Origin of the sequence: Terrisporobacter hibernicus (genome assembly GCF_020809405.1) — a bacterium.
Taxonomy (GTDB): domain Bacteria; phylum Bacillota; class Clostridia; order Peptostreptococcales; family Peptostreptococcaceae; genus Terrisporobacter; species Terrisporobacter petrolearius.
Genome location: NZ_CP081135.1, coordinates 2747215 through 2759080, shown reverse-complemented (window position 1 = coordinate 2759080; position 11866 = coordinate 2747215). Strand labels below are relative to the sequence as shown.

Annotated in this window: 13 protein-coding genes; 3 read left to right on the top strand and 10 right to left on the bottom strand. The window is 26.4% G+C overall.

Features of this window, described 5'->3' with window-relative positions; all coding sequences use genetic code 11:
* Window positions 1–26: 26 nt before the first annotated feature.
* Window positions 27–1130 (bottom strand): sensor histidine kinase, encoded by a 1104-nt coding sequence (locus JW646_RS13390; protein ID WP_228415426.1) that lies wholly within the window; start codon window positions 1128–1130, stop codon window positions 27–29.
* Window positions 1120–1788, bottom strand: coding sequence for a response regulator transcription factor (locus JW646_RS13385; RefSeq protein WP_148556140.1), 669 nt, complete (start codon window positions 1786–1788; stop codon window positions 1120–1122). The genes JW646_RS13390 and JW646_RS13385 overlap by 11 nt, the downstream gene beginning before the upstream one ends.
* 156 nt (window positions 1789–1944) lie before the next feature.
* Here JW646_RS13385 and JW646_RS13380 point away from each other — a divergent pair, with 156 nt between their 5' ends.
* A complete protein-coding gene (locus JW646_RS13380; RefSeq protein WP_148556139.1) occupies window positions 1945–2895 on the top strand; it encodes an urease accessory protein UreH domain-containing protein in 951 nt (316 codons plus the stop codon).
* Window positions 2896–2944: 49 nt separating this feature from the next.
* Here JW646_RS13380 and JW646_RS13375 read toward each other — a convergent pair whose 3' ends face one another.
* Window positions 2945–3586: a hypothetical protein gene (locus JW646_RS13375; protein ID WP_074914924.1), complete on the bottom strand. Its 642-nt coding sequence runs from the start codon at window positions 3584–3586 to the stop codon at window positions 2945–2947.
* A gap of 433 nt (window positions 3587–4019) precedes the next feature.
* On the opposite strand from JW646_RS13375, the gene JW646_RS13370 reads away from it, so the two are divergent.
* Complete coding sequence (locus tag JW646_RS13370) at window positions 4020–4658, top strand: HAD family hydrolase (RefSeq protein WP_228415425.1); 639 nt, start codon at window positions 4020–4022, stop codon at window positions 4656–4658.
* 81 nt (window positions 4659–4739) lie between these two features.
* On the opposite strand, the gene JW646_RS13365 is transcribed toward JW646_RS13370, so the two are convergent.
* From JW646_RS13365 to JW646_RS13350, 4 genes are all read right to left on the bottom strand, one after another.
* On the bottom strand, window positions 4740–5336 hold the full coding sequence (locus JW646_RS13365) for a cytidylate kinase-like family protein (RefSeq protein WP_074914919.1): 597 nt from the start codon (window positions 5334–5336) through the stop codon (window positions 4740–4742).
* 48 nt (window positions 5337–5384) lie between these two features.
* A complete protein-coding gene (locus JW646_RS13360) occupies window positions 5385–6029 on the bottom strand; it encodes an HAD family hydrolase (RefSeq protein WP_074918969.1) in 645 nt (214 codons plus the stop codon).
* Window positions 6030–6127: 98 nt separating this feature from the next.
* The gene (locus JW646_RS13355) at window positions 6128–6757 is read right to left on the bottom strand and encodes a tetratricopeptide repeat protein (protein WP_074914917.1); all 630 of its coding nucleotides are present in this window, start codon (window positions 6755–6757) and stop codon (window positions 6128–6130) included.
* An 86-nt stretch (window positions 6758–6843) separates the two neighbouring features.
* On the bottom strand, window positions 6844–7512 hold the full coding sequence (locus JW646_RS13350; protein ID WP_228415424.1) for a CPBP family intramembrane glutamic endopeptidase: 669 nt from the start codon (window positions 7510–7512) through the stop codon (window positions 6844–6846).
* A 152-nt stretch (window positions 7513–7664) separates the two neighbouring features.
* Between JW646_RS13350 and srtB the strand changes: the two genes are divergently transcribed.
* Window positions 7665–8360, top strand: coding sequence for a class B sortase (gene srtB, locus JW646_RS13345; RefSeq protein WP_187359172.1), 696 nt, complete (start codon window positions 7665–7667; stop codon window positions 8358–8360).
* 53 nt (window positions 8361–8413) lie between these two features.
* Here the strand turns inward: srtB and JW646_RS13340 are convergent, their stop codons facing one another.
* The 3 genes from JW646_RS13340 to ptsP all read right to left on the bottom strand — a co-directional run bounded on the left by JW646_RS13340 (window position 8414) and on the right by ptsP (window position 11819).
* Window positions 8414–9091, bottom strand: coding sequence for a nitrite/sulfite reductase domain-containing protein (locus tag JW646_RS13340; protein ID WP_148556133.1), 678 nt, complete (start codon window positions 9089–9091; stop codon window positions 8414–8416).
* 72 nt (window positions 9092–9163) lie between these two features.
* Complete coding sequence (locus JW646_RS13335; protein ID WP_228415423.1) at window positions 9164–10030, bottom strand: aldose 1-epimerase family protein; 867 nt, start codon at window positions 10028–10030, stop codon at window positions 9164–9166.
* A 79-nt stretch (window positions 10031–10109) separates the two neighbouring features.
* Window positions 10110–11819, bottom strand: a complete 1710-nt coding sequence (gene ptsP, locus JW646_RS13330) for a phosphoenolpyruvate--protein phosphotransferase (protein WP_148556131.1) — start codon at window positions 11817–11819, stop codon at window positions 10110–10112.
* Window positions 11820–11866 lie beyond the last annotated feature (47 nt).

Sequence of the window (11866 nt, the reverse complement as noted above, 5' to 3'; positions counted from 1 at the left end):
TGAATATTTTATGAAGATAAAAATCTTTAAGAAGGAAGAGTAATTATAAACTCACTGCCTTCATTTACTTTGCTTCTAACTTCTATTTTTCCTTTATGTAAATCAATTATAGATTTGCATATGGTAAGTCCTATTCCTGTTCCACCTGTATTTCTACATCTTGATTTATCTACTCTATAAAATCTTTCAAATATATAATCCAAACTTTCCTCTGGTATTCCTATTCCATTATCTTTTACAACTATTTTAATAAAATCATCTGCTTTATATAATTTAATAATAATCTTTCCTTCTATTTTACAATTACAATTTGTATACCTTACAGCATTAGATATTAAATTAACTATAACTTGAGTTATTTTTTCTTTATCTACTTTCGCTGTAAGTTCTTCCAATTCATACTCTATTTTTATATTCTTTTCAAATGCAAAACTTTGATTATTATATATAATATTTTTAATTAATTGTTTTAAATCAACTTCACTTATTTCCAGCTTGTTTTTTTCACTATCATATTTAGTAAGATTTTTCAACTGATTTACTAAATGATTAAGCCTAATTACTTCTTCATTTACACTGTTTAATCTTTCTTGTGATGGTTCCCATATTCCATCAATCATTGCCTCTAAATGTGTTTGTATACTTGTTAGAGGAGTTTTAAGTTCATGAGAAATATCTGATGTTAATTTTTTTCTCATCTCCTCCATTTTATATAATTCTCTAGATAACTCATTAATAGAATTTATTAAGTCATCTATTTCTACAATAGAACTTTCATATTCTAGTGTTTGGTCATATCCTCCTCTTTTGATAAAATCTGTCATTTTTGACACAACAATTATAGGCTTTGAAATTTTTTGAGATATAAAAATAGAAATTGATATTGAAACTATAATCATAAGCAAAGATATTCCTATAATTAAGTTAGTAATATCTTGTAAAAATAATTTCCTATTTTTAGCTAAAGATGATTTAGACAACTCCATCATATTTGAAGAATAATATATAATTTTGTTTTCCACTGAAAAGTTAATGCTTACAGCCATTATTAAAATGATACCTATCATTACCATAGCTAAATAAAATATTAACTTTTTATTAAGGTTTAGTTTCCTCTTGTTAAATTCCAAATTTATACCCCACTCCATAAACTGTTTGTATTATTTTTGGTTTTTTAGTGTCTTTTTCTATTTTTTGTCTTAAATTTTTAATATGAGCATCTATTATCCTATCAAACTTTTCATAATAATCATCTGTTACTAGCTCTAATAATTCTTCTCTCGTAAAAATTTTCTTTTGATTATTTACAAATAATAATAATAACTTATATTCTGTATTTGTCAGATTTACATCCTTATCTCTTATTTTGACTTCATGAGATAATGTATTAATCTCTATTTCATCATTTACTTTTATAATTTCTTCTTTTTTTATTTTTCTAAGTGCTGCCTTAGCCCTCAAAACTAGTTCCTTCACATTAAATGGCTTACAAACATAATCATCACATCCCAAGTTAAATCCATCTATTTTATCTTCATCTTCAGTTTTCGCCGTTAGCATTATTATATGTACTAAAGATGTTTCTCTTATTTTTTCACAAATTTCTTCACCACTTATATCTGGTAACATTCTATCTAAAATTATTAAATCCAATTCATTGTTATTAAATAAATTTAATGCTTCGTTACCATCATGGGCTACTAAAGTATTATATCCTTCTTTATCTAGGTAAGCCTTTACAACTTCTGTTATTTTTTTTTCATCATCAACTAATAATATATTAAACATAAATCCTCCTAAAATTTCCTTATAATTTTACAATATCATATAATTATATATTTTTTATGAATTTTTAACTCAAGTATTACTATTCTTCATTATTTTTTCATAATTATAGAATATAATATACATAATATAAACTTATTTTAAAATTGAGGTAATATTATGAGTAAAATTACTAAATTCTTTCATGTCTATGGAATGAAATGTCACTCTTGCGAAGTGGCAGTTGAGGAAGAAATTAATAAACTACAAGGCATTGTAAATATAGACGCTGACCATAATAACTCTATGGTCATAGTCACTTATGAAAATGCCTTATGCAATGATGATAAAATTAAATTAGCTATTAAAAACTCTGGCTTTTCCTCAAGTAATAATATGTTAATAAAAGTTTTGGCTTTAAGTATTGTGATAATATCTATGTTTTTCCTGGGAAATAATCCTTTAACAGGATCAAGTGCTTCTTTCACAAGTGTTGAAACTTCTTTTATAATGTTATTTGTACTTGGTTTTTTTACATCATTTCATTGTGTTGGAATGTGTGGAGGTATTTTACTTACACAAACCATAAATAAAGCCGAAAATATCAAGGATAAAAAATCATCTTTTAAAACTGCTTTACTTTACAATAGTGGACGTGTAATCTCTTATACTATCATTGGAGGAATTGTTGGTGCTCTTGGTTCAATTTTTTCTGCCACTATTCAAATTCAAAACTTTATAAAAATAATTGCTGGTGTTTTTATGATAATTTCTGGACTTCATATGATTGGAATCAAAATATTAAATAATATTAAGATACCCATATTTTTCAAAAAAAGTACTTGCGTAAATAATCATAAAAATCCATTTATAGTTGGCTATCTAAGTGGATTTTTACCTTGTGGTCCCCTACAAACTATGCAATTATATGCTCTATCTAGTGGCAGCTTTATTATGGGCGCTTCGTCTATGTTTGTTTTTTCATTAGGAACACTTCCTATTATGTTATCATTTGCTTATTTTTCATCTAGAATGTGTAAGTCATTCAATGAGAAATTATATAAATATGCAGGGATTTTAATTGTTATATTGGGTGTTCTTATGATGAACCCTCGTCTACATTTTAGATAAAAAATAAACCGATAAAATTCAATAAATTATTATCGGTTTATTTTCTTATTTAAATTTTTTTCTCAATAATTATAGTCAAATCTGAAATTATTATTTGATTCAAAACCGTTAAATTAAATCCAAATTCCTTTAAAGAAACATTAACTTTATAAGGTAAGTTTTCTTGCACAATCTGTAGTTTAGTACCTTGAATTGTGTTGCTTATTTCGTTACTCTCTCCATCATCTATACTTGGTACAATTATTGTATTATCTATTGAAAACAATTCTTCATTGTTTCCATCTATCTTAAAACCCACTCTAAATACATCCCCTTCTTTTGCATTTTCATTAAACTTGAAACTATATTTTAAAGAAACATATATAGAATAAATGCCTAATTCATTTATTGTTAAAGTATCATTAGGTCTTTGAATAACACTTGATTCAATTTTATAAGATGATGTATTTATTTCAAGAGGTACAGCTGTAAGATGTAAATTTTGATTATCAGTTATTATTTGTAATAATTTTGGGTCATTAACTTGTACTATACATATATCCTTTGGTTGCAAATAGCAACAATTATTATTGTTATAAGATAGTTTATCACATTTGCATATGCATATTTTTTCACAGCCACAAGGACAAATTTTTTCACATTTTTTGTGCTCCTCACAACTATTATTTTTTGAGTCATCTTTCATAGTCATTTTATTATCCCCTCCCATATTTTAATTACTATCTTATTTAATATACTTCTACAATATTTTATTCTTTATATGTACCTTTAGTGACATTATTTGATACATTTTTAATTATTGCAATTTTCAATATATTATTTGTACCTTTAGAATTGAAATTTGTCTTTAATAAAGCCATTGTATTAAAGTCATAAATTGATAGGGCATATTTTAAACTATCTCTGTTCGATTATCCTCTTTGCATTTTAACATCAAGTTCATCTACTATAAAATCTTCACAATCCATACAGGGAACTAAAGTGAAATCTACTACACTATCTTAATTTTTAGGATATATTTCACTGTTTATTGAATAAATTTATACTATACGTTTTATTGTAAAATAATGTATAATTTTTATTGAGATTAAAATTGTCAAAATAGGGTTTAAAAGGAGTAATATATGTATAAATTAATAGTTTTTGATATTGATGGCACATTATTAGATACAGAATCTGCTGTACTAAAAGGATTACAAAAATGTTTAAATGAACATCATAATATAAAAGTAAACTTAAAAGATTTAGAATTTGCTATTGGCATGCCTGGAGATGAAGTCTTTTCAAATTTTGGTATTAGTGATAATGGATTTAGTTATAGTAAGTGGATTAAGTATGTGGATGACTATAAAGAAGAGATAAAATTATTTGATGAAATTGAAGATACTTTAGAATACTTAAGAAAAAATAACGTTATTCTTGCCATTGCCACTTCTAAAACTAGATTTGAATATGATACAACAGTTAAGCACTTCAATATTAATCATTATTTTGATTATGTAGTTTGTATAGATGAAGTTGAACATCCAAAACCAAGTGCAGATTCACTTTTAAAAATTCTTCAACAGTCAAAAATTCCAGCTGAAGAAGCATTATTTATAGGTGATACTTATTTTGATATAGAGTGTGCTAGAAACGCACAAATTGATTTTGGTTTAGCATTATGGGGAGCTCATGAAAAATGTAAGTCTATGTGTGATATTCATTTTTCAACTCCAAAAGAATTATGTAAAACTAATATATTAGATTCTGTAAATGCTTAAATTACATATTTACAGTAATTAAAAAGCTGGACATATAATAATACATCCAGCTTTTTAATTAGTTTTTTATATACTAATTGATTATTTGTATCTTTTTTCTACAAAGTTTATTATCATCCTTGTTGCCTCATCTATTCCCATAAAGCTAGTATCTAAACATAAATGATAGTTCTTTGCATCTCCCCAGTAAGAATCTGTATAGTACTTATAATAAGATGCTCTTTCTTTGTCTATTTTTTTTACAACAGAAGCACTTATTTCTTCCTTTACATTATGTTCAATTATAGCTCTTTTTCTCCTAAACTCAAATTCTCCATGAATGAATATATTAAATACATTATCAAACTCTTTTAATGCATAATTTGATGCTCTTCCTACGAATATGCAAGATTTTTCACTAGCAAGTTTTTGTATCAAATTAAATTGTTTTAAAAATAATTGGTGATTAATAGGTAGATTATTTGAGCCGTAGTCATATCCAAAGTAGCTCAAAACTTTTAATGGCTTTTCATCATATTTCTCAAAATATTCCTTACAATATCCACTTTCTTTTGCAACCATAGTTAGTAATTCTTTATCATAGCATGGTATATCAAAGTATGCAGCTAATCTTCTTCCTATTTCTCCACCACCACTACCATATTCTCTACCAATAGTAATTACAAATTTATCTTTCATAAGTATCCCCCATTTTTAAATAAATGTTAAAGTAATAAATAATATCTTCTATATAACATCTAGTATAGATGATATATTATTTACTATCTTAATATTATTATATTCTTTAAAGTCATTTTGTGATGTAGTCCCAGTAGTAACTCCAACAAAATCTATTTGTCCATTTTCTGCTGCCTTAGCATCTATATAACTATCTCCAACATATAATACATCTTCTTTTTTACAATTGAAGTAATCTAATGCTTTCATTAATCCTTCTGGATTTGGTTTATGAGTTGTTACATTTTCATAACCTATTATGTAATCAACATATTTTCTACAATTTAAGTGTTCTAATATTTTATCTATTCTAGCTCCCATTCTACTAGATACTATTCCCACCTTTATTCCATTTTTCTTAAGGGTTTGTAGCGTTTCAACAGTATCTTCAAATAAAACAGTATTTTGAATTGTAATCTCATCTGATTTAACTCTATAAATTGATACAAGTTCTTGAACCTTTTTTTCATCCTTTATTCCTGTTAGTTCTGGAAAGGCATTATCCAATGTCATACCTATAGTTTTAATAGCTTTTTCTCTATCAAAGCCATCTATATTCATCGTTTCGAAAGTATGCCTAAAACATTCTACTATGGGCTTGGTTGTATCTGCTAAAGTGTAATCAAAGTCAAATAAGCATAATTTATATTTCATATTTGTCCCCCTAAATTTGTCATTTATTATTAATAATATCATAAATACAAATTTATTTCTTAACATAATTAAAGAGGGCTTACACCCTCTTAATGATTTTAATGATCCTTCCAATAGTTATCCCTCTTAGCACAATAATATTTATACATCTTTTCATCTCCTAATTCTTCATAGCAAGATGCAATATCAAAAAAGAAAAATGGATTATCTCCATATAATTTTGTAATTTTTTTTAAAGTGCCTATTGCATCCTCATACTTTTTAGCTTCTATCTGACTTTGCGACTTAAGATATTGTATATATTGATCCTCTTTAATTTCCTCTTCCATATCTTCAGCAATTTCAAAATATTTTATTGCTTCCTCATGTTCATTTATTTCTGCTAATATATCAGCTTTTAATAAGTAACTATCTGGAAATATTGGTATAAAATCAATAAGCTCATTTGATATTAATAAAGCCTTTTTGTAATTTTTTTTCTTTTTATATTCTTCACACATAGTATATAAAACATCATACTTATCTTCTAAATAATCAAATTCCTTTATGGCTGAAATCATTTCAAAAGCTTTGTCTACTCTATCTATTCTTCTTTGTGCAAGGAACAAAACTGAATCATCTATACTTAATTCATCATAATATTTTTTCATCAAATTGAAATAAGATTCCTTGACTTCCTCTTCAGAAAAATCTTCTTTTACATTAAGCTCTCTAAAAATATTTTTCATCTTGACCTCCCCTGCATAGCAACTAATTTTCTTATTTTAATTATAGTACTTAATTACTAATTACAATCCATAAATTACAAATATTTTTATCTACTAAATATATTTATAAAACTATGGACTAATATACAAGAGTATGAGTTTTTTATTTTATATCTAAAAAATCCTATAAAGAATCCATAGCTTAGCATTAGTGAACATTTAATTAAAATCATTAATGCCATCTGATTAAATCCACTTGTCATAATAATTGTATCTATATAACCAATATGATAAATAGAGAATAGAACTGTAGTCAAAAAATAGGCTTTTACTTCATCCTCATTATCTTGTTTCAAAACATTCCATATGTAAGATCTAAATAGTAATTCCTCATATATAGGTGTCATTATAGCAGTATAAAGTAAGGGGATAATACTTTCTATTGATGTTTTTGTCAAAAAAGAAGGAGATGTAAAAATTAAAAGTAATACAGCCCCAGTAACAATAACATAATAAATTTTTGATTCTTTATTTTTCATATAAGAGAAAATATCTAAAGAAACTTTTTCTTTTTTAGATTTATATATTACAAATAACGTAAGTAAAAACATTACAATCATAGATATTAATACATCGTTAAATTTGTTATAAGATAAAAATAAAAATGCACTTTGCTTTAGTGCTATTCTACTTACCTGTAATCCAATTAGTAACGCTACAATTTTTATCATTGTGTAAGAATTTTCATTATTATTTAACTCACTACTATTATTCATTTTGTACTCCTTTGTATTAATATAAATAATCACTCACTTTAAGTTTATTATTGTTTTAATTAATAATTACATATATTCTTATGTTTTAATTAAATTGTGTTTATTTTTAGTAAAACATTGTATAAAATTATATATTAAAGGAGGTATATTTAGTGAAAAAATTATTTCTTAATATATTAACATTCATATGTATAGTAGTAATTTGTATATCTGGTTATAAGATTTATACTACTCTAAAAGATTATAAAAAAGCTGATGATGTTTATTCTCAACTTAGAAATACAAAAGAAAATTCAAAAGATATGACTGAAGCTAAGAAAAACTTATCATCCATAAATTCAGATTATAAACTTTGGATTAGTGTGGAGGGTACAAATATTGATTATCCTGTTGTCCAAGGAAGTGACAATGATTTTTATCTAAACCATGATTTTAATAAAAACTACTTACCTTCAGGATCTATATTTTTAGACTATAGAAATAATCTTGAAACAGATTCTAACTCTGTTATTTATGGCCATCATATGAAAAATTCAACTATGTTTGGTCAAATGGAAAAATTTAAAGATAAAGATTTTTTTAGAAATAATAAAATCATCACACTTAAAACAGACAATACTACATATACCTATGAAATATTTGCTATCGGCGTGTATGATGCTGATTTTGGATATAATAAGGTAAATTTTACAAACGAAAATGATTTTAATAACTTTATAAATAAAATCTTAAGTAAATCTATGTATAGCAGGAATATTGTGACTTCAAAAGATCAAATATTAACTTTATCAACATGTAGTTATGAGTACGACAATGCTAGAATAGCTATTTTGGGTGTAAAAAGGTAATTATATAATTAAAGAGTTATAAAAAACGCTATAACTCTTTAATTATAGTAATATTATAATTTAAGTTCTAAATTAGCTATATTAAGAATTTCTTCTCTAAAAGTATCTAAACTTATTCTATCTATGAAATCTCCTAATTTTTCACCTGCTTTTGCTGTGTCTTTATAGTAAAAAAGTATAGTTTTTACTAAATTAAATGCATCCTTTTCTAACAATCCTTTAGTAAGTATATCTGCACTTCTTGGATAATACCCCCCACTACCACCAACAGTAATAAAAAAAGTACTATCTAAATCAACAATTACTCCTATATCTTTGGAATATACACTTGTACATGCGTTTTTGCATCCTGCTACACCTATTTTCGTTCTGCATGGAAGTTCCATCCCATGAAAATTTTTGCTAATTTTCATACCTATCCCAATAGTTGGATATTTTGAACGCTTGCAATAGTTTGCTGGACACATTTCCACATTTTTAAGTGAATTTTGTACTTTTACAGCTGGTTCCATTCCTAATTCTTCCCATATTGTAGGTAAATCCTCTTGTTTTAAATTTGTAATTAAAATTCTTTGGCCAGAAGTTATTTTTAAAACACCTTTGTATTTTTTAGCTACTTCTCCTATTTTTATTAAATTATCTGGAAGAATAAATCCACCTGGAATATGTGGTGTTATGGCATAAGTTCGTTTTCCATCTTTTATCTTTTGCAAATTTCCATATGCACTCATTTACATATATCTCCTTTGTCTAAGTTAATTAATATTTTTAGTATACAACAATATAATTTAATTTATCACTTTTTATTTAACTTCAATATAATAACTTACTTCAAAACTATCTCCAGTATTTAACTTATTAATATATTTTTTATTTTTATATATCTTGTTAGAATCAATACCATCTGCTATTCCATACCAAGGCTCTATTGAAATAAATGGTGCTGTACTATTTTTATCTTTATAATAGGGAGTCCATATTCCAACTAATGGGAAATCTTTAAAGTTCACATTAATGTAGAATTCTTCTTTTGTAGACTTTAATGAAATTTCATCTATATTAGTATAAATGATTGCATCATTTTCAAATAAACCAGGATTTAATTTCAGTGTAGATAAAGAGTTCACTTCATCTATTTCACTATAATAAGGACCTTCTAAATTAATTTTTTGTACATTTTTTCTGCACTTAAATTCAATATAGTACTCCCATAAGTTTTCTGGTGAGGAAATATTAAATGCTGGATGGCCTCCTATAGAAAAATATATATCTTGAGAATCAATATTTTGCACATTCCAAGTAATCTTAACTTTTTCCTCTACTATTTTATATGAGATGAAGAGATTAAAATTATATGGGTATATTTTTATTGTTTTTTCATTAGATGTTAACTTGTAGGTTATAGTATTTTCATCCTTATTGATCAAATCAAAATCCATATCTCTAGCAAATCCATGTTTATTTATATTATATATTTCACCTTCTATTAAAGTTTTATCTTCCTTTAATTTTCCTACAATAGGAAATAGTATTGGAGATTGTCTCTTCCAATATTTTTTATCTCCATTCCATAGAATTTCTTTTTTGTATTTCTTAGAATATATCCTCGTTAATTCTGCTCCATTACTTTTAGTTTCTATTATTAAATTATTATTTTCTAAAATCTGCATATATCCTCCAAATTTATAATTTTTCAATATGTAAAAAGCTATCTTATACAAGATAGCTTTTTTCTATTATTTAAGTTAGTTATTTACTAAAAGTTTTTTCTACATAAGCTTTTATTTCTTCTGCAGTTCCAAGAGATAATACTTCCTCTGAGAACTTTTTCATGTCTTCAAAGCTTAATGAATTTATTAATTTTCTAGCAGGTAATATTGATATTGGACTCATTGAAAATTCATCTAACCCAAATCCAAGTAATATTGGTATCATTAATTGATCTCCTGCAGACTCTCCACACATTCCAGCCCATTTGCCTTCTTTGTGTGCATTATCTATAACCATTTTTATAAGTCTAAGTACAGCCGGATTAAATTGATTGTACAAGTAACTTATTTTTTGGTTCATTCTATCAACAGCACAAGTATATTGTATTAAGTCATTAGTTCCTATTGAGAAGAAATCAACATGCTTAGCAAGTACATCTGATATTACTGCAGCAGATGGAACTTCTATCATCATACCAACTTCTACTTCTTCAGAATAAGCTATCCCTTCAGTTTTTAACTGTGCTTTAACTTCTTCACAAACTTCTTTAGCTTGTAATAGTTCTTCTAATGATGATATCATTGGGAACATTATTCTTAATTTTCCATGCACACTTGCTCTATATAAAGCCCTAAGTTGAGTTACAAATATTTCTTTTCTATCTAGACAAAGTCTTATGGCTCTATATCCTAAAAATGGATTCATTTCTTCGTCCATTGGAAGGTAGTCTAATTTCTTATCTCCACCTATATCTAATGTTCTTATAACTATTGGTTTTCCTGCCATTCCTTCAAGTACTGCTTTGTAAGCATTGTATTGCTCTTCTTCACTTGGAAAATCACTTCTGTCCATGTATAAGAATTCTGTTCTATAAAGTCCTACACCTTCAGCATCATTTTTTATAAGGCCTTCTACGTCACCTGGAGTACCTATGTTACCTGCAAGTTCCACATGTCTTTTGTCAGTAGTTATTGAAGCCTTACCTTTTAATAAGTCTAATGCTTTTTTATATTCTTCAAAATCAGTTTTTAATTTTGTATATTTAGCTATAGTTTCTTCATCTGGATTTATTATTACTTCACCAGTGTCTCCATTAAATGCTACAAAATCACCATCTTTTATTTCTTTAGTAGCATGACTTAAACCAACTATAGCAGCTATTTCTAAAGTTCTAGACATTATAGCAGTATGAGAAGTTCTTCCACCTATATCTGTTAAGAATCCTAAAACTTTTTTCTTATCCATTGTTGCTGTATCAGATGGTGTTAAATCATGAGCAACTAATACTACTTCCTCAGCTAAGTCAGCTAAGTCTACAACTTTGACACCTAATATGTGTCTAAGAACTCTATTTGTTACATCCTTTATATCAGCAGCTCTTTCTCTCATATATTCATTATCCATAGATTCAAACATACCTACGAACATTTCTTTTATTTCATTTAATGCAAAGTCTGCATTAACTTTTTCATCATTTATTTTACTAACAGCAGATTCAACTAATTCTGGATCTTCTAACACTAATAAATGTGCTTCAAATATTTCAGCCTCATGCTCACCAAGTTCAGCTAAAGCCTTTTCCTTTACTTTTGTTAGTTCTTCTTTTGAAACTTCAACAGCAGTTCTTAATTTTACTACTTCTGCTTCACAATCAGTTATTGTTTTTCTTTCTACTACTAACTGCGTATCTTCAACTACTAATGCCTTCCCCAAAACAATACCTGGAGATGCTCCTATACCCTTTAACATGTTGCTATTCCTCCTAAAGATATTATTACATTAAAACCTGGGTAATT